The following is a 17,494-nucleotide window of genomic DNA, read 5'->3' on the forward strand; positions in this document are numbered from 1 at the left end:
TTGGCGGCCCGCATCTTGCTGCTGGCGCTGATGGCCGGGCCAGCGCAGGCGCATGACGCGCAGCACGATGAGCGATTGCCGGCAATCGGACCGGCTCCAGACTTTACGCTGACATCGCAGGACCGGGAGCGCGTCTCGCTGCACGACTTTCGCGGCAAGGTGATCGCCATCGCATTCATCTATACGTACTGTGCCGACGTCTGTCCCATGCTGACCGCCCAGATGGCCAGCGTGCAGGAAAAGTTGGGCAGTGCGTTCGGACCCAAGATCGCCTTCATTTCGATCACCGTCGACCCGGAGCGCGATACGTCCGATGTTTTGAAGCAATATGCGCAGAATTTTGGCGCCGATCTGAAGGGCTGGTCGTTTCTTACCGGCGATCCGGCGATTGTCCATGAGGTTGGACGGAAATATGGGGTCTTCGCGAAGCAGGCGGCGAACGGTGATGTCGACCATACCTTGTTGACCTCGCTCGTAGACCCGAATGGCATCTTGCGAGTACAATATCTTGGCGTCCGGTTCGACTTGGAGGAGTTCCGGGGTGACCTTCTCGGCCTCTTGGACGAAACCAAATAGCATAACGAACTGGCTCGTTGGCTGGGTTGCCCGGCTGCCGGCGCGCGTCCAGACCAAGCTCTTGATCGCGTTCCTGTCGATCGTCGGCCTCCTGATCGTGCTCGGTGCCGTCGGGTTGCAGGTGCTGAGTGGGGTCAACGATCAGACCAACGAGCTGATCAAGCTGCAGCGCAGGATCGCGGCCTACCGCCAAGTACAGCACGATACGACCACCCAGCTCTACGGTATATCCACCGCCCTGTTGCTACAGGATAACCGGATGCTGGATACGGCGCTGCGCCAGCTCAATCAGTTCGGCTACGACCTCGAGCGCATGGAGTTCGTCGCCAAAGCCGAGGTGGAAGTGCTTGGCCAGGTCAGGCAAGAGTACGAAAAACTGACGGCCGGGGTGACGCACGTGGCAGAGCTTGTCCGCGCGGGCCGTACCGAGGAGGCGCGCAAGGTTCAGCTTGATGAAATCATACCGTCGGCTGATCGCCTCGAGCGGCTGACAAACCAGCTGGTCAACATGGCCGAAGCCGACATGGTGGCGGCCATCGAAACGACCGAGGGTGCGTACGGCACGTCCAGACTGATCGTGGTTTCGTTTGCCGTGGGCAGTATCCTGCTGGCGTTGGGGCTCGGTTACATCATCTCCTGGTCCTTGATCGAACCGGTCAAGAAGATCGAGACGCGTCTCAGCCAGATAGCGGCCGGCGACTTCGCGCAACGGGTTGCCGTCGTCAATCGCGACGAACTTGGAGTGCTCGCCGCTAACGTCAACCAGACCTCCGACCAACTGGGGCGCCTGTATGAGGAGATTGAGACACGCACCCAGCAGCTCGACGAAGCCCTTCAGCAGCAGACAGCCACTGCAGACGTTCTGAAGGTCATCAGCCGCTCTACCTTCGATTTACAGGTGGTGCTCGATACGTTGGTGGAATCGGCTGTCAGGCTCTGTCGCGCCGACAAGGGTGGCATCGTGCAGTTGCTTGATGGCGTATTCCGCTATGTGTCGACGCTTGGCTACCCGCCCAGTTTCCGTGCCTATGTCGACGCCAATCCACTTCCAGCGCTTGCCGCTGGGCGAGGCTCCGCCGTAGGGCGCGTAATCGAAGAACGGCGGATCGTGCAAATCGAAGACGTGACCGCTGATCCGGACTACCGCGTCGCCTTGATCGCTGAGGCAGGCGGATTCCGCACCGTCCTCGCTGCCCCGCTGTTGCGGGAAGGTGATCTCATTGGCGTATTCGTCATGACGAGGGCTGAACCGCAACCGTTCAGTCCCAAGGAGATCGCGCTCGTCGAGACATTCGCCGACCAGGCCGTGATCGCCATCGAAAATGCGCGGCTCTTCGAGGCGGTGCAGGCACGGACGCGCGAGCTTGCGGCGTCGGTTGGTGAGCTCGAGGCGCTCGGCGAAGTGAGCAAGGCGGTCAATTCGACGCTGGATCTCGACACGGTGCTGAAGACGATCGTTGCCAAGGCGGTCCAGTTGTCGGCGACGGATGCTGGCACGATCTATGTGTTCAGCAGCACGCGGCAGCAATTCCGCCCTCGCGCAAACTTTGGGATGAGCGATGAGCTTATCGCCGCAGTCTCGCAGCAGACGATCGGGCTGGCCGATATGGGTATTGGCGACGCGCCCGGACGGTGCATGCCGGTGCAGTTTCCCGACCTCGGCAAGGAAACCTCATCCTTCCTTGTGAGAAAGACGATCCTCGACGCCGGATATCGCGGCATCCTGATCGTTCCGCTGCTGAGGCCCAACAAGATCGTCGGTGCATTGGTCGTCAGGCGCCACAAGCCAGGCGCCTTCGATGAGCAAGTTGTTCACCTGTTGGAGACCTTCGCAGCCCAATCGGTGGTCGCGATCCAGAATGCCAAGCTGTTCCGCGAGATCGAGGAGAAAGGCGAGGAGCTGGAGGCAGCCAGCCGCCACAAGTCCCAGTTCCTGGCGAATATGAGCCACGAACTCAGGACACCGCTCAATTCAGTTCTGGGCTTCACAGAACTGCTGGTCGACGGCATCTATGGCGAACTCCCGGACAAGGCAAAGGCGACCGTCGCGCGTGTGCAGGCAAACGGCCGTCACCTCCTCGGGCTCATCAACGACGTGCTCGACCTGTCCAAGATCGAAGCCGGCCAGCTCACGCTGGCGATCGAGGACTACTCCGTCGCGCAGATTGTCCGATCGACCCTTACGGCGGTCGAGCCGCTGGCACGGGCGAAGGGTCTTGAGCTTTCAGCGACTGTTGCCGAGAACCTTCCAATCGGCCGTGGGGACGAACGCCGTTTGACGCAGATTCTGCTCAATCTCGCAGGCAATGCCGTCAAGTTCACCGAAACAGGTGCAGTCGACATTCTTGCCGATGCGGTCGATGGGAACTTCGAGATCACCGTCCGAGACACCGGTCCCGGCATTGCGTCCAAAGACCAGGCTCTCATCTTCGAAGAATTCCAGCAAGTCGACAACAGCAGCACCAGGCAGAAAGGTGGCACAGGTCTTGGCCTGGCGATCTCGAAGCGCATCGCCGAAATGCATGGCGGAACCTTAGACGTCGAGTCCGTGATCGGGTCAGGGTCGACATTCCGTCTGAAGGTCCCGATCAGGATGAATGAGGACGTGAGGGCCGCATGAGCAAACAAATCCTGATGGTCGAAGACACCGAGGACAACCGCCAAATCATTCGCGATCTCATTGCCACCACCGAATACGAACTGATCGAGGCGGCGGACGGTGCCGCCGGCATCGCTGCAGCCGCAGCACACAGGCCAGACCTGATCCTTATGGACATTCAGCTCCCGGTGATCGACGGGTATGAAGCGGCCCGCCGCATCAAGGCCGACCCGGCGCTCCGGCACATTCCGATTATCGCCGTCACCTCCTACGCGTTGTCGGGCGACAAGGCGAAAGCCCTTGCTGCTGGATGCGATGGTTACATTGCCAAGCCATTCAGTCCACGCCAGCTGCTTTCCGAGATTCGCGGTTTCCTTTCTTGAGGGAGGCAACACCTTGCACGATCCGCCTCGCATTCTCGCGGTCGACGATACTCCGGAAAACCTCGAGATCCTGCGCATGCGTCTCGAGGCGAATGGCTATGAAGTTGTAACCGCCGCCGATGGTGAAGAGGGGCTTGCGAAAGCCCGCGAACTCACGCCGGATCTGATCCTGCTCGACATCATGATGCCGAAGCTCGACGGCATCAGTGTGGTCCGCATGCTCAAGCAGGATCACTCGCTGCGATCGATCCCCGTCATTCTGGTCACCGCGAAAGCCGACACGCGCGACGTGGTCGAGGGGCTGGACGCTGGTGGCGACGACTATCTGACAAAGCCCTTCGAGCACAGGGCGCTGCTGGCGCGGGTGCGCTCGATGTTGCGCCAGAAGGCGCTTCACGACACTGTCGCGAGCCAAGCCAAACGCCTCGAGGACCAAGCCGCGCAACTTTCCGACTGGAACCGCTCGCTCGAGCAAACCGTGGCCGGCCAGGTGACGGAGCTCGAGCGAATGGCGCGGCTCAGGCGGTTCCTGCCCGAACAGGTCGCCGACCTCATCGTTGCGGCGGGCAATGGAGATGCGCTCTTGCAGAGCCACCGCCGCGAGGTGACGGTTGTCTTTTGCGATTTGCGCGGCTTCACGGCGTTCGCAGAGACCGCCGAACCCGAAGAAGTCATGACAGTTCTGGCCGAGTATCATTCCTGTCTCGGCGAACAAATCGTCCGTCACGAGGGGACGCTCGAGCGGTTCGTGGGCGACGGTATCGTCGTGGTTTTCAACGATCCAATGCCATGTGTCGACCACAGCGAGAGAGCTGTCTCGATGGCTGCCGCAATGCGCGAAGCGATTGACGAGCATTCCGAGCGATGGCGCAAGCGGGACTATTTGCTTGGCTTTGGGATCGGCATTGCCAGGGGCCACGCAACCATCGGGCGCATCGGTTTTGATCAGCGCTCGGACTATGCCGTCATCGGCACTGTGTCGAACCATGCCGCCCGTTTATGCGAGGAGGCCAAATCGCGCCAGATTCTTGTTAGCCAACGGGTCCTCGGAGCTGTCGAGTCGTTGGTCGAATCCGTTCCTGTTGGCGAACTGACGCTGAAGGGCTTTCGCCGCCCGATGCCTGCCTATGAAATCGTGCGGTGGATCGGTCGGCCAATCTAGCGTTGAGCGCACTCCGGCTTCGTTCGAGAGATGCGGTGCGTCGAACCACCGGCGCCGCGGCGCGGATCTGCCGTTCACGTCGCCGCAACTTGTAAATCCGCTTCGGGTCAGGGCCTCACACCCAGACGGCGGACAAACCGTGCTGACGATAGGCCCGCCTGGCCGCAGATGAGCTGTGATAGTTGACTGCTGTACCCTCAGTCCTTGGCGCGCTCGACATAGGAGCCGTCGGCGGTCATGACCACCACGCGCGTCCCGGTCGTGATGTGCGGCGGCACGGCCGTGCGCACGCCATTGGAAAGCACCGCAGGCTTGTAGGACGAGGACGCCGTCTGGCCCTTGGTGACCGGCTCGGTATCGACCACCTCGAAAACAGCGCGCTGCGGCAGCGTCAGCGAGATCGGCGCGCCGTTGAACTGCGCCAGCTGCACCGCCATGCCTTCCTGCAGGTAGGGCGCCATGTCGCCGACCACGCTTTCGGAGGCTACGACCTGGTCGTAGCTTTCCGGGTTCATGAAATGGAAGCCTTCGCCGTCGGAATAGAGGAAGGTGTGCTCGCGCTCCTCGACATAGGCGCGCTCGACCATCTCGGTCGTGCGGTAGCGCTCCGAGATCTTCACCCCGTCGCCGATGCGGCGCATGTCGAGCTGCGTCACCGGCGTGCCCTTGCCAGGGTGGATGTTTTCGGCAAAGAGAATGACATAGAGCTTGCCGTCCTTATCGACGACGTTGCCTTTGCGTAAGGAACTGGCGATGACCTTGACCACGATATTCAATCCCAATCGAGTTTTTCGGCCTGCAAGCGTCTTTGCCCACGAAGCGGCGACGGCGGCCATCGCGTGCGCCGTAGCGCATCTTGCGTCGAACCGCCAGCCTCCTCGGCGATTTTCCCGCCCATGACCACCGCTTCGCCCTGGTGGACGCCGCATGTTCATGCCGACCGCCGGCCAAGGCTGATGGCGCGCAACGCCATTGCCGCCGCCTTGCGCGGTTGGTTCGCGGAGCGCGATTTCGTTGAGGTGACGACGGCCGCCCTGCAGGTTTCGCCCGGCAACGAGGCGCACCTTGCGGCCTTCGCCACCGAGGCGATCGCGCCGGACGCGTCGCGCCAGCCGTTATACTTTCACACCTCGCCGGAATTCGCCTGCAAGAAGCTGCTTGCCGCCGGCGAGAAGCGCATCTTCAGCCTGGGCTCCGTTTACCGAAACCGCGAGCGTGGGCCGCTGCATCATCCCGAATTCACCATGCTCGAATGGTACCGCGTCGGCGAGGCCTATGAGCGCCTGATGGCCGACTGCGCCGAATTTCTGGCGCTCGCCGCGGAGAAGGCCGGGGCCAAAAGCTTTCGGTTTCGTGGCCGCGAGGCCGATCCCTTCGCCGAGCCGGAGCGGCTGAGCGTGGCGGAAGCATTCATGCGCCATGCCGGCATCGATCTGCTGGCGACCGTCGGCGCCGACGGCAGCACCGACCGCGAAGCGCTCCACCAGGGCCTGGTCCGCGCCGGCCTGCGCACCGCGCCCGACGACAATTGGGCCGACCTGTTCAGCCGCGTGATGGTGGAAAAGGTCGAGCCGGCGCTGGGGCAGGGACGGGCGACAATCCTCTATGGCTATCCAGTCTCCGAGGCGGCCCTTGCCCGGCCGAGCGCGGAGGACCCGCGCGTCGCCGAACGCTTCGAGCTCTACTGCTGCGGCGTCGAGCTCGCCAATGCGTTTGGCGAGCTCACCGATCCGGCCGAGCAGCGCCGCCGCTTCGTCGCCGAGATGGACGAGAAGGAGCGCATCTATGGCGAGCGCTATCCGCTGGACGAGGATTTCCTCACCGCGCTTGCCATCATGCCGCAGGCGAGCGGCTCGGCCCTCGGCTTCGACCGGCTGGTGATGCTGGCAACCGGCGCCGCCAGGATTGAAGATGTGATCTGGGCGCCGGTGGCCGGCTAATCCGCACTGTTCACGCGGTTACGGCGGGGCAGTGCGCTGCGAAGGGCCGCGATTGCCTTGAGATTGTCGCATCCGCCATTGCACAAGCGGTGGTGGAACAATAGATGGTGCAGCAGCATCCAAGACGATTGTGCGGGCTTCCAGAGATGGCGGCCCGACATCCATGGATGTGCGGCAGCATCTGCCCTCCCGCACAGCTTGAACAAACAGGACTAACCATGACCAACACGCTCGACGCAGGGAAACTGACCGGCCGCGTCGCGGCGCTCGTCGAGGCGGCCAAGCGCGCCGGGGCGGACGCCGCCGACGCGGTCGCCGTGCGCGGCCGTTCGGCCGGCGTGTCGGTGCGGCTGGGCAAGGTCGAAGGCACCGAATCGTCGGAAAGCGAGGACGTGTCCCTGCGCGTCTTCGTCGGCCAGCGCGTGGCGAGCGTCTCGGCCACCGCCGCCTCCGACCCGAAGGCGCTTGCCGAGCGCGCCGTCGCCATGGCGAGAGTCTCCCCCGAGGATCCGTTCCAGGGCCTTGCCGACCCGGCGCTGCTCGCCCGCAATTTGCGTGATCTCGACCTCTTCGATCCGACCGAGGTGTCGGCCGATCAGCTCAAGGAGGCGGCGCTGGCAGCGGAAGCGGCGGCCCTTGCCGTCAAGGGCGTCACCAATTCCTCCGGCAGCAGCGCCAGCGCCGGCCTTGGCGGCCTGGTGCTTGCGACCTCGCATGGCTTTGTCGGCCAATATGTCGCGTCGCGCTTTTCGCGCTCGACCAGCGTCATTGCAGGCCAAGGCACGGCGATGGAACGCGACTATGAATTCTCCTCGCGCCAGCATTTCGCCGATCTCGACGCGCCGGAGGAGATCGGCCGCAAGGCCGGTGAACGCGCCGTGCGTCGCCTCGGCGCCCGCAAGGCGGCGACCGGCCCGGTCGACGTCGTGTTCGACCCGCGTGTGGCGCGCGGCATTGCCGGCCATCTCGCCGGCGCCATCAACGGCGCCGCGGTGGCGCGCAAGACCAGCTTCCTGCGCGACATGATGGGAAAGCAGGTAGCCTCAAGCGCGATCACCGTCACCGACGAGCCGCTGCGGCGTCGCGGCCAGGCGTCGCGGCCCTTCGACGGCGAAGGCGTCGAGGGCGACAAGCTGTTGATGGTCGACAGAGGCGTGCTCAACCACTGGTTCCTGTCGACCTCGGCCGCGCGCGAGCTTGGTCTCGTCACCAACGGCCGTGGCTCGCGCAGCGGCTCTTCGGTTTCGCCGTCCTCGACCAATCTGGCCATCGAGCCCGGCGATCGCGCGCCGGAGGAGCTGATCGCCTCGCTGCAGCGCGGCTTCTACGTCACCGAGGTCTTCGGCCAGGGCGTCGACATGGTGACCGGCGAATACAGCCGTGGCGCCTCCGGCTTCTGGATCGAGAACGGCGCGCTTGCCTATCCGGTGGCCGAGGTGACGATCGCCTCCAATTTGAAGACCATGTTCCTCAACATGGTGCCGGCGAGCGATCTCGACCGCAATTTCGGCACTGCCGCGCCGACGCTGCTGATCGAGGGGATGACCCTTGCCGGCGCCTGACATGGTCATCTCAGCCGAGACGCACGAAGACCTTGCTCTGCTGCGCGACGCCGCCCGGGAGGCGGGCACCATCGCCATGCGCTATTTCGGTCAAAACCCCCAGGTGTGGATGAAGGGCGGGACCTCGCCGGTCAGCGAAGCCGACCATGCGGCCGACGCCTATCTGCGCGAGACCCTGCTCAAGGCGCGGCCGAATTATGGCTGGCTGTCCGAAGAAACCGCCGACGATCATGCCAGGCTGTCGGCCCGCCGCACTTTCGTCGTCGACCCTATCGATGGCACGCGCGGCTTTCTCGATGGCCTGCATTCCTGGTGCGTCAGCGTCGCCGTGGTCGAGGATGGCCGCTCGCTGGCCGGCGTGCTCGAATGTCCGGCCAAGCGCGAGACCTACTGGGCGCTGCCGGGCGAGGGCGCGTTCCTCAACGGCAAGCGCATCCAGGTCCGCCAACTCGGCGATACCGTCGAGATCGGCGGGCCGAAGCCGCTGGTCGAGCGCATGCCCGCTTCCTGGCAAGCCCGGATGCGCCGCGTCGCTTACATCCCCTCGCTCGCCTACCGGCTGGCGATGATCGCCAACGGCAAGCTCGACGCGACCTTCGTCAAGCCCAACGCCCATGACTGGGACATCGCCGCCGCCGACCTTATCCTCCGCGAGGCGGGCGGCGCCTTGCTCGACCGCACCGGCAAGCCGCCGCGCTATGCCGGCGAGGTGATCAACCATGGCGCGCTCGCCGCTGGCAGCGGCGAACTGCTGGGCGTCCTGGCCGGCGTCATTGCCGGAGCTGACCAAGGGTGAGTCGGCCCACGGTTTCAAAATCGGCGGCTTTGGTCTAAACGTTTCACAAAATTCATGAATCTGCGAAGGATCGGCATGGCCGTGGAAGACGGAAAGAAACAGCTTTTGCACCTGGTGTTCGGCGGCGAGCTGAAAAAGCTGGGTGGAACCGAGTTCCGTGATCTGGATGCGCTCGACATCGTCGGCATCTACCCCGACTATCAATCGGCGCACGCCGCGTGGAAGGCGAAGGCGCAGGCCAGCGTCGACAATGCCCATATGCGCTATTTCGTCGTTCACCTGCACCGGTTGCTCGACCCGGAAACAAAGGCAGCCGGTTGACATCGATGGAACATGAAGCGGTGAAAGGAGCGACGGGGCGTGCCGCCGGGCGGGGCGGGACTCGCACGCTGTGGCGCCGCATCCGCGAGCCGCTCGCCCAGTCGCGATTCGTCAAAAATTTCATCGCCAGCCTGTTCGCCTGGTTCGTGCGGCTGATTCGCATCACCAGCCCGCTGATCAAAGGGTCGACGCAGGTCGCCGGCGGCGCCTATGCGCATCTGGAACCCGGCATAATCGCGCTGTGGCATGGCCAGCATCTCTTGACGCCGGCTTATTATCCCAAGGGCCGGCCGCTGGTCGCCATGGTCTCGCGCAGTGCCGACGCCGAGCTCAACGCGCTGATGCTGAACAGATTCGGCATCGAGGCGGTGCGCGGCTCGGGTGGCCGCGACAGTTCGAGGCATCTCGACAAAGGCGGCGCCAAAGCCTTGATCGCGCTCAAGAAAGCGCTGGTCGCCGGCAAGAATGTCGCGATGATCGCCGACATTCCACACGGCACGCCGCGCGACGCGGGGCTGGGCATCGTGCTTTTGGCCAGGCTTTCCGGGCGCCCGATCCTGCCCTCGGCGATCGCCACCAGCCGCCGCAAGGTGCTGGAAAAGAGCTGGGACAAGACCACCATCAACCTGCCGTTCGGCCGCTCCGCCGTTATTGTCGGACAGCCGGTCTTCGTGCCGGCCAACGCCGACGACGCCGAGATGGAGCGCAAGCGCCAGGAGGTCACCGCCTCGCTCAACGCCGCGACCGCCGAGGCCTACCGCCTCGTGGACGGCGACAAATGAGCGAGCGCTGGGCGCGCGCCGCCCTGACCGCCTATCGTTACGCCGGGGCCGTCGCCTATCCGCTGATCGGACCCTATGTCGCCTGGCGCGCCTCGCGCGGCAAGGAAGACCGCGTTCGCCGTCGCGAGCGCTACGGCGTCGCCGGCCGTCCGCGTCCGGAAGGACCGGTGATCTGGATTCACGCCGCGAGCGTCGGCGAGACGATCGCCGTCGTGCCGCTGGTCGAAAGCATTCTCGATTACGGCGTCAACATCGTGCTGACGACCGGCACCGTGACCTCGGCCAAGGTCGCCGACGAGCGGCTTGGCAGTCGCATCATCCACCAATATGTGCCGCTCGACCTCAAGCCCGCGGTAAGCCGCTTCCTCGATCACTGGCTGCCGGAGCTGGCCATCATAGCCGAATCGGAGATCTGGCCGATGACCATCCTGGAACTCGGCGCGCGCAACGTGCCGCAGGTCCTGGTCAACGGGCGGCTGTCGGACCGTTCCTTCCGGTCGTGGAAGAAGCGCGCCGGCGTCGCCGAGGCGCTGTTCGAGAATCTTGCCCATGTCGTTGCCCAGTCGGATGTCGACGGCGAGCGGTTCCGCGTCCTCGGCGCCCGGCCGGTGACCGTTTCCGGCAATCTCAAGGTGGACACCAACCCGCCGCCGGTCGACGAGCGGGCGCTGGCGATCCTGCAGCGCCAGATCGGCTTGCGCCCGACCTGGGCGGCGATCTCGACCCATGACGGGGAGGAGGTCGCCGCGGCGGAAGTCCATGCGACCCTGCACAAGCGCCACCCTGGACTGTTGACCATCGTCGTGCCCCGCCATCCCGACCGCGCGGACGCGCTGGCCGCGCAGATATCCGGCATGGGGCTGAAAGTCGCGCGCCGCAGCAAGGGCGACCGCATCACGTCCGACACCGATATCCTGCTCGGCGACACGATCGGCGAGATGGGACTTTATCTAAGGCTGACCGAGATCGCCTTCGTCGGCCGCTCGCTGACCTCCGAGGGCGGCCAGAACCCGCTGGAGCCGGCGATGCTCGACACGGCGGTGCTGGCCGGCCGCAACGTGCAGAATTTCCGCGAAGCCTATCAGCGCCTGCTCGATCGCGGCGGCGCCAAGCTGGTGCGCGACCGCGACATGCTGGCCGGCGCCGTCAATTTCCTTTTGAGCAACGAGGCGGTGCGCCACGAGATGATGGCGGCGGGCGCGGCGACCGTCGATGAGATGCGCGGCGCGCTTCAGCGCACGCTGAAGTCGCTCGAGCCTTACATCCAGCCGCTGGTCGTCAAGGCGCGCCTGAAAGGCGCCAACGGGCGCTAGCGCATGGCCCAAAAATTCGGATCCGATCTTTGGAAAGGGTCATGCGCCATGGAGGTCGCGCCATGACCAGCGAAGCGCCGCCCTTCTGGTGGGAAAAGCCGGACTGGCGCGTGCTGGCGCTTTCGCCGGTGTCCGCGATGTATGGAATGGTGGCTGGGCGCCGCATGCGGCACGCGCCGCGCGAGAAGGTCGCGGCACCTGTGCTGTGCGTCGGCAACTTCACCGTTGGCGGCAGCGGCAAGACGCCGGTCGCCATCGCGCTGGCGAAACAGGCAAAGCGCATGCAGCTCATGCCCGGCTTCCTGTCGCGCGGCCATGGCGGATCCTTCGCCAAGCCGCATGTCGTCGATGCGCATCACGACGCGGCCAAGCATGTCGGCGACGAGCCGCTGCTGCTTGCCGAACATGCGCCGGTCGCGGTGACGGCCAACCGCGCCGCCGGCGCCAAACTGCTGATGGCAGAGCATGGCTGCGACTTGCTGATCATGGATGACGGTTTCCAGTCGGCGCGCATCCATATCGACTACGCGCTGGTCGTGGTCGATGCGCGTTTCGGCATCGGCAATGGCCGCGTCATTCCGGGCGGGCCGCTCCGGGCAAAGATCGTTGATCAGCTGGTGTTCACCGGCGGCTTGCTGAAGATGGGCGAGGGGAGCGCGGCCGACACGGTGGTACGCCAGGCGGCGCGCGCCGGCCGGCCGATCTTTTTGGCCCATGTCGAGCCGGCGAACCCGGCGCGCTTCGCCGGCGGGCGCTTCCTTGCCTTTGCAGGCATCGGCCATCCGGAAAAATTCTTCGATACGCTGCGCAGCGCCGGCGGCGAGGTCGCGCTGTCGCGCGCTTTTCCCGACCATCATTTCTACGCCGCGGACGAGCTTGCCGATCTGGCGGCGCTTGCCAAGCGCGAGGGGCTTCGGCTTGTCACCACGGCAAAGGATGCCGCGCGGCTTCGCCACGGCGCCGCACCCGCCGGCTTCCTGGAGCAGCTCGACGTGCTTGAGATCGACGCCGTGTTCGAGATCGACCACGTGCCGGAGCGCATCATCAATGAGACGCTGGATGCATGGCGGCAGCGCAAGTTGAGACCGTCCTCATCCTAGGAGGTTCTACCCGCGCTTGCGCAGCTCCGGATGCGCCTCGATCTCACGCCGCAGCGACGCTGCCGCGTTCACATATGGCTCCTGCCTGGCGACGCTCCAATATTTGAGCTCGTCCAGCGGGATGCTCTCGCCGGTCACCGCGCAGCGCACGAACGCGCCGGGGCTCGTCACCTGGAAGTCGCCGTCGAGATAGCGGATGCGCGCTTCCTTGCCGCCGGGGCCTTCAAAACGGTTCATCATGGAATGGCGCATAGGTTCATAGGGGTTCAATCGCCACAAATCGAAGGCAAGGTCAAGCTTGGCGCAATGCTCATGTAGTATGCCGGTTGGCACAATGGTTGTCGGGAAGCGCCATGGACATCACCAACGCCAGCGTGACGTCGCTGCTGAAAGAGGCGCTGGCGCCGCAGCCGGTGCCGTCGCCCAAGGCCGAACCTGCGACCGCGGCGCTGGTCAAGGCGCTCGTCCAGTCGCCGGCGCCGTCCGTCGTGTCCTCCGCACAGGTGGCCGCGCAGGCGCTGAACGGCACGTTGCCGGCCGCTCGACCAACTCAGCGTCTGTCCTCGGCCGAGATCGAGAACGCCTACAGAGCCGTCCTGGAATCCGATGCCGGCCCTGATGGCGCCTCGACGAAGTCTCCGGTTGGCAGGTCGGCGGCTGACGCCGATCAGCTTTCGCGGGCGCTGCCCCAGGTTCCACCGCCGGCCGGCGATGGCACCGCAAGGGTCGTGGCGGCGGCGCCCTCTTTGTTCTCGCCGGCGCTTGCATCCGGAGTGCTGGTAGCGGCCAACGCCAATGCGCCGCCGCGCGGCGGCGTTCGCAGCCCCGGCCATGCCCCGCGATCCGAACCCGGCCAGACGCCGCTGTGGATGATATCGATCGTGACGGCCGTCGTCTCGGCTGCGACGACCACGATCGTGCTCATGCTGCTTCGCTGATCCGGGCGATCTAGCCCTCGTCCTGCAGGAAGGCTTCGAGCTTCTCCGGCGCCAGGCCCGCCTGTTCGGCGATGCGCCTGGCGAGATCGGCGGCGGCCGCGCGCGGCCGGCCGACCGGGCGGTCGAGCCAGTAGGACACCGGATTGAGCACGACCCGCTCGTCAACGGGAACAATCCGGCCCGACTTCAACTGGTCTGCCGTCAGCGGCGGCCGCGCCAGCGCGATGCCGAGCCCATGCGCCGCCGCGTCGAGCACCAGATTGTAGTCCTCGAAACGCCGGTCCTGCGGGCGCGGGCGATAATCGACCTCCTGTGCCGCGAACCAGGCGCGCCAGGCGGACGCGTCGGAATCGTTGATCAGCGGGAATTTGAGCAGCCGAGCCGGGTCGCCTTGCCCGATCTCCTTCGCCAGCTCCGGCGAGGCGATCGGGAAAATGTGCTCCTCGAAAAGCTGCACCGAGACGCGGCCCGGGATGCGGCCGCGCCCACAGCGCACCGAAAGGTCGATGCCTTCGTCGGCAAGGTCCGCCTGGCGGTTGTCGACGTCGAGCACGATGCGCAGCCGGGTCGGGTTGTTTTCGAGCGCCGCCATGCGCGGCATCAGCCAAAGGCCGCTGACCGAAGGGATCGAAGCCAGCCGCACCACCGCGGTGCCGCGCGGCTCTACCCAGCGATCGGAATTGACCGAGATCAGCGCGAAGGCCTCGGTGGTGCGCAGGTGCAGCCGGTTGCCCTCATTGGTCAGCGTGACGCCGCGCGCGTTGCGCTCGAACACCTTGAGCCCGAGCCAGTCCTCCAGCTTGGCGATCTGACGGCTGACCGCGCCATGGGTGAGGTTGAGCCTTTCGGCCGCCGCGGAAAAGCTTCCGGTCCGCGCCGCCGCGTCGAAGGCGCGCAAAGTCTCGAGCGGCACTAGCTGGTCAGAGCTGTGAGGCATGCTCACAGCTGACCCTCGAATTGCTCGTTTGTCAATCGGTGGGCAATGGCGTTTTCTCTCTCTATGGCACTGAGAGACGAGGATTCGGCAATGAGCGCTTACACCGGCACGTTGAATGAGACACAGCGCATGGACACCACGGCCGCGATCGCGGTGGCGCTGACGGTGGTCGGCTGGGCGTCTGCCTTCCCGGCGATCCGCGCTGGCCTTGCCGCCTTGCAGCCGCTGGAGCTCGGGGCGCTGCGCTTCGCCATCGCGGCCGTGCCGGCAGCGATCTTCCTTGCGGTCAAGCGTCCGGCGCTGCCGAGGATCGATGAGCTGTGGCGTTTCGGCTTCGGCGGTGCCATCTTCGTCGCGCTCTACACCGCCATGCTCAATTTCGGCGAGCTCACCGTCTCGGCGGGCGCCGCCGGCTTCATCATCAATGTCAGCCCGATCTTCACGGCCATCATGGCCATGGCGCTGCTCGGCGAGCGCTTTTCCGGCATGGCCTGGCTTGGCACGGTGATCTCGTTTGCCGGCATCGGCATCATCGCGGTGGCGGACGGCCATGGCCTGCATTTCAACACCGGAGCGCTGCTGGTGCTGGGCTCCGCCCTTTGCTCGGCCGTCAACACCATCGTCCAGAAGCCGCTCTTTGCCCGCCACCATCCGCTGACGATCGCCGCTTCCAACATGGTGCTCGGCGCGCTCTGCCTGTCGCCCTTCCTGGCGGAAGCGTTTTCGCAGGCCGCGGTCGCCGACATGGCCGGCCTCGGCGCCGTCATCTATCTAGGCATTGTGCCCAGCCTGATCGCCTACGCCGCCTGGGCCACCGCGCTGTCGCGCCTGCCGGCCGCGCGCGCCTCGAACTTCCTCTATCTGGTCTCGCCGACCTCCGCTCTGATTGGATTCTTCTGGCTCGGCGAAGTACCGACTCTCCTCGGCATGCTCGGCGGCGCGCTGGCGCTCGGCGGTGTGATCGTGGTGAATTTGAAGCGGTAAGTCAAAGGGTTGAGGCCGGTGCCTTGACTGAAGGAAAGAGCCGCCTCGAGCGGCCCTTTTCTTGCCCCTCATCCGGCCGCTACGCGGCCACGAGAACGGGTTGGCGCCGGCGCTGAAGGTCTCCTCTCCCCATAGGGAGAAGTCAGCGGAGTGAAGCGGAGGCTGGGTGAGGGGAATTGGCGCGCTCACCTTCGCCCGAACAATCTTTCAATGTCGGCGAGTTTCAGCTCGATATAGGTCGGCCTGCCATGGTTGCAGGTGCCGGAGCCGGGCGTCGCCTCCATTTGGCGCAGCAGCGCGTTCATCTCCTCGGCCTTGAGCAGGCGGCCCGAGCGCACCGAGCCGTGACAAGCCATGGTCGCGGCTATTCTGTCCAGCCGTTCCTTCAGCGTCTCGACCGTGTCGGTGTCGGCGATCTCGTCGGCGAGGTCACGCACCAGTTGCTGCACATTGGTTTCGCCGAGCATCGACGGCGTCTCGCGCACCGCCACCGCGCCCGGGCCGAAGCGCTCCAGGCCGAGGCCGAATTTGGCCAGCGTCTCGGAATGCATCGCCAGCCGCTCGGCATCCTCTTCCGCAAGGTCGACGATCTCGGGCAAAAGCAGCATCTGCGAAGGCACGGCGCGCGAGTGCAGCGCGTTCTTCAAGGCCTCGTAGACCAGGCGCTCATGTGCGGCATGCTGGTCGACGATGATGAGCGAATCCCGGGTCTGGGCGACGATATAGTTCTCATGCACCTGAGCGCGCGCCGCGCCCAGCACCGTGCCGAGCAGCGCCTCGGCCGGCTCGGCGATGCCCGCCCGCGCGTCGGCGCTTGCCAGCGGCCTGGTGTCGAAGGCAGCCTGATCGTTCTCGGCGAAGCCGCCTCGCGCCGGCCGCGCTTCGCCCATGTCGAGCGGCCGCTGCGGCGAGCGCGCCAAATTCGAACCGTGGTCGAAGCTGGAGCCGGAGGCGCGAAAAGCGGCCTCATAGCTGCGGTGGCCATTGGCCGGTCCGGGATGCGAATAGGACGCCGCGCCGGGCCGGAAAGCCGCCATCATGCCGGCCGCGCCGGTGGTCGCGGCCCGGATGCCGGCGCCGGCCATCGCCTCGCGGATGGCGCCGACAATCAACCCGCGCACCAGGCCCGGATCGCGGAAGCGCACATCGGCCTTGGCCGGGTGGACATTGACGTCGACGGTTGCCGGATCGAGCGAAAGGAACAGCACGGTCACCGCATGCCGGTCGCGCGGCAGCACGTCGGCGAAGGCGCCGCGGATCGCGCCGGCGATCAGCTTGTCGCGCACCGGCCGGCCGTTGACATAGGCATATTGCTGCAGCGCGTTGGCGCGGGTGTAGGAAGGGATCGAGACGTGGCCGGCAAGATGCACGCCGTCGCGCATTGCATGGATGGCAATGGCATTGTCGGGAAAGTCGGCGCCCATCACTTGCGCGACGCGGGCGAGCCGGCCCTCTGGCGTGTCGCCGGTCGCCGGCAGCTCCAGCGTCGAGCGGTCGGATCCGGCAAGCGTGAAGCGCACGGCGGGGAAGGCAATGGCGATGCGCTTCACCACGTCGCCGGTGGCCGAGCTTTCGGCGCGCTCGCCTTTCATGAATTTGAGCCGTGCCGGCGTGGCGAAGAACAGGTCGCGCACTTCCACGGTGGTGCCACGGTTGGCCGCCGCCGGCTTGACGGCCGACACCCGGCCGCCCTCGATGCTGATCTCGGCCGCGCTGTCGCCGGCGGCCGTGCGCGAGCGGATCGAAAGCCTGGCCACCGAGCCGATCGACGGCAACGCCTCGCCGCGGAATCCCAGCGAGCGGATGTCGTGGATATCGTCCGACAGCTTCGATGTGCAGTGTCGGGCAACTGCCAGCGCCAGTTCGCGCTCGGGAATGCCCGAGCCGTCATCGGTGACGCGGATGAGCGAGAGCCCGCCGCCGGCGGTGACGATCTCGACGCGCGACGCGCCGGCGTCGAGCGCATTCTCGACCAACTCCTTCACCACGCTTGCGGGACGCTCGATGACCTCGCCGGCGGCGATCTGGTTGATCATCGTTTCGGAAAGCTGGCGAATGGGCATCCGAGGATTATAGGCGGATTCGAACGGTGTGGGGGAGG

Annotated in this window: 17 protein-coding genes; 13 read left to right on the forward strand and 4 right to left on the reverse strand. The window is 65.5% G+C overall.

Annotated features, from left to right (window positions below):
* From A9K66_RS26945 to A9K66_RS26960, 4 genes are read left to right on the forward strand one after another with little or no spacing between them, the layout of a single operon-like run.
* A complete protein-coding gene (locus A9K66_RS26945; RefSeq protein WP_197507526.1) occupies positions 1-576 on the forward strand; it encodes an SCO family protein in 576 nt (191 codons plus the stop codon).
* Positions 542-3,196 (forward strand): GAF domain-containing protein, encoded by a 2,655-nt coding sequence (locus A9K66_RS26950; RefSeq protein ID WP_197507527.1) that lies wholly within the window; start codon positions 542-544, stop codon positions 3,194-3,196. Before A9K66_RS26945 ends, A9K66_RS26950 begins: the two co-directional genes overlap by 35 nt.
* The gene (locus tag A9K66_RS26955) at positions 3,193-3,558 is read left to right on the forward strand and encodes a response regulator (RefSeq protein WP_067329766.1); all 366 of its coding nucleotides are present in this window, start codon (positions 3,193-3,195) and stop codon (positions 3,556-3,558) included. The genes A9K66_RS26950 and A9K66_RS26955 overlap by 4 nt, the downstream gene beginning before the upstream one ends.
* Positions 3,559-3,571: 13 nt before the next feature.
* Positions 3,572-4,720 carry a response regulator gene (locus tag A9K66_RS26960; protein ID WP_067329769.1) on the forward strand — a complete coding sequence of 383 codons (1,149 nt, stop codon included), beginning with the start codon at positions 3,572-3,574 and terminating at the stop codon, positions 4,718-4,720.
* 197 nt (positions 4,721-4,917) lie between these two features.
* Here the strand turns inward: A9K66_RS26960 and efp are convergent, their stop codons facing one another.
* Positions 4,918-5,487, reverse strand: a complete 570-nt coding sequence (efp, locus tag A9K66_RS26965) for an elongation factor P (protein ID WP_067000944.1) — start codon at positions 5,485-5,487, stop codon at positions 4,918-4,920.
* A 129-nt stretch (positions 5,488-5,616) separates the two neighbouring features.
* Here efp and epmA point away from each other — a divergent pair, with 129 nt between their 5' ends.
* From epmA to lpxK, 7 genes are all read left to right on the forward strand, one after another.
* Positions 5,617-6,660, forward strand: a complete 1,044-nt coding sequence (gene epmA, locus A9K66_RS26970; RefSeq protein WP_067329773.1) for an EF-P lysine aminoacylase EpmA — start codon at positions 5,617-5,619, stop codon at positions 6,658-6,660.
* A gap of 218 nt (positions 6,661-6,878) precedes the next feature.
* Positions 6,879-8,222: a TldD/PmbA family protein gene (locus A9K66_RS26975; RefSeq protein WP_067329776.1), complete on the forward strand. Its 1,344-nt coding sequence runs from the start codon at positions 6,879-6,881 to the stop codon at positions 8,220-8,222.
* Position 8,223: 1 nt separating this feature from the next.
* Positions 8,224-9,018, forward strand: coding sequence for a 3'(2'),5'-bisphosphate nucleotidase CysQ (locus A9K66_RS26980; protein ID WP_128293274.1), 795 nt, complete (start codon positions 8,224-8,226; stop codon positions 9,016-9,018).
* 75 nt (positions 9,019-9,093) lie between these two features.
* Positions 9,094-9,339 carry a DUF4170 domain-containing protein gene (locus A9K66_RS26985; RefSeq protein ID WP_040973997.1) on the forward strand — a complete coding sequence of 82 codons (246 nt, stop codon included), beginning with the start codon at positions 9,094-9,096 and terminating at the stop codon, positions 9,337-9,339.
* A gap of 5 nt (positions 9,340-9,344) precedes the next feature.
* Positions 9,345-10,121, forward strand: coding sequence for a lysophospholipid acyltransferase family protein (locus A9K66_RS26990; RefSeq protein WP_067329783.1), 777 nt, complete (start codon positions 9,345-9,347; stop codon positions 10,119-10,121).
* Positions 10,118-11,434: a lipid IV(A) 3-deoxy-D-manno-octulosonic acid transferase gene (gene waaA, locus A9K66_RS26995; RefSeq protein WP_067000447.1), complete on the forward strand. Its 1,317-nt coding sequence runs from the start codon at positions 10,118-10,120 to the stop codon at positions 11,432-11,434. Before A9K66_RS26990 ends, waaA begins: the two co-directional genes overlap by 4 nt.
* 62 nt (positions 11,435-11,496) lie before the next feature.
* The gene (gene lpxK, locus A9K66_RS27000; protein ID WP_067329786.1) at positions 11,497-12,534 is read left to right on the forward strand and encodes a tetraacyldisaccharide 4'-kinase; all 1,038 of its coding nucleotides are present in this window, start codon (positions 11,497-11,499) and stop codon (positions 12,532-12,534) included.
* 6 nt (positions 12,535-12,540) lie between these two features.
* On the opposite strand, the gene A9K66_RS27005 is transcribed toward lpxK, so the two are convergent.
* Entirely contained in the window at positions 12,541-12,774 is a 234-nt protein-coding gene (locus tag A9K66_RS27005) for a DUF2093 domain-containing protein (RefSeq protein WP_067000947.1), read from the reverse strand.
* 113 nt (positions 12,775-12,887) lie between these two features.
* Between A9K66_RS27005 and A9K66_RS27010 the strand changes: the two genes are divergently transcribed.
* Positions 12,888-13,472 (forward strand): hypothetical protein, encoded by a 585-nt coding sequence (locus A9K66_RS27010; RefSeq protein ID WP_067329789.1) that lies wholly within the window; start codon positions 12,888-12,890, stop codon positions 13,470-13,472.
* A gap of 10 nt (positions 13,473-13,482) precedes the next feature.
* Here A9K66_RS27010 and A9K66_RS27015 read toward each other — a convergent pair whose 3' ends face one another.
* Entirely contained in the window at positions 13,483-14,409 is a 927-nt protein-coding gene (locus A9K66_RS27015; RefSeq protein ID WP_067329794.1) for a LysR family transcriptional regulator, read from the reverse strand.
* 90 nt (positions 14,410-14,499) lie between these two features.
* On the opposite strand from A9K66_RS27015, the gene A9K66_RS27020 reads away from it, so the two are divergent.
* A complete protein-coding gene (locus tag A9K66_RS27020; RefSeq protein ID WP_067329796.1) occupies positions 14,500-15,393 on the forward strand; it encodes a DMT family transporter in 894 nt (297 codons plus the stop codon).
* A gap of 185 nt (positions 15,394-15,578) precedes the next feature.
* On the opposite strand, the gene mutL is transcribed toward A9K66_RS27020, so the two are convergent.
* Positions 15,579-17,456 carry a DNA mismatch repair endonuclease MutL gene (gene mutL / locus A9K66_RS27025; RefSeq protein ID WP_067329800.1) on the reverse strand — a complete coding sequence of 626 codons (1,878 nt, stop codon included), beginning with the start codon at positions 17,454-17,456 and terminating at the stop codon, positions 15,579-15,581.
* Positions 17,457-17,494: the final 38 nt, after the last annotated feature.

It is taken from the genome of Mesorhizobium sp. AA23 (assembly GCF_001672435.1).
In the GTDB taxonomy this organism is placed as follows: Bacteria; Pseudomonadota; Alphaproteobacteria; order Rhizobiales; family Rhizobiaceae; genus Mesorhizobium.

Coding starts and splice junctions, on each gene's coding strand:
- A9K66_RS27015 (WP_067329794.1), bottom strand. CDS start 14,409: ATGCCTCACAGCTCTGACCAGCTAGTGCCGCTCGAGACTTTGCGCGCC.
- A9K66_RS27020 (WP_067329796.1), top strand. CDS start 14,500: ATGAGCGCTTACACCGGCACGTTGAATGAGACACAGCGCATGGACACC.
- epmA (WP_067329773.1), top strand. CDS start 5,617: ATGACCACCGCTTCGCCCTGGTGGACGCCGCATGTTCATGCCGACCGC.
- lpxK (WP_067329786.1), top strand. CDS start 11,497: ATGACCAGCGAAGCGCCGCCCTTCTGGTGGGAAAAGCCGGACTGGCGC.
- A9K66_RS26955 (WP_067329766.1), top strand. CDS start 3,193: ATGAGCAAACAAATCCTGATGGTCGAAGACACCGAGGACAACCGCCAA.
- A9K66_RS26985 (WP_040973997.1), top strand. CDS start 9,094: ATGGCCGTGGAAGACGGAAAGAAACAGCTTTTGCACCTGGTGTTCGGC.
- A9K66_RS27010 (WP_067329789.1), top strand. CDS start 12,888: ATGGACATCACCAACGCCAGCGTGACGTCGCTGCTGAAAGAGGCGCTG.
- waaA (WP_067000447.1), top strand. CDS start 10,118: ATGAGCGAGCGCTGGGCGCGCGCCGCCCTGACCGCCTATCGTTACGCC.
- A9K66_RS27005 (WP_067000947.1), bottom strand. CDS start 12,774: ATGATGAACCGTTTTGAAGGCCCCGGCGGCAAGGAAGCGCGCATCCGC.
- A9K66_RS26975 (WP_067329776.1), top strand. CDS start 6,879: ATGACCAACACGCTCGACGCAGGGAAACTGACCGGCCGCGTCGCGGCG.
- A9K66_RS26990 (WP_067329783.1), top strand. CDS start 9,345: ATGGAACATGAAGCGGTGAAAGGAGCGACGGGGCGTGCCGCCGGGCGG.
- mutL (WP_067329800.1), bottom strand. CDS start 17,456: ATGCCCATTCGCCAGCTTTCCGAAACGATGATCAACCAGATCGCCGCC.
- A9K66_RS26980 (WP_128293274.1), top strand. CDS start 8,224: ATGGTCATCTCAGCCGAGACGCACGAAGACCTTGCTCTGCTGCGCGAC.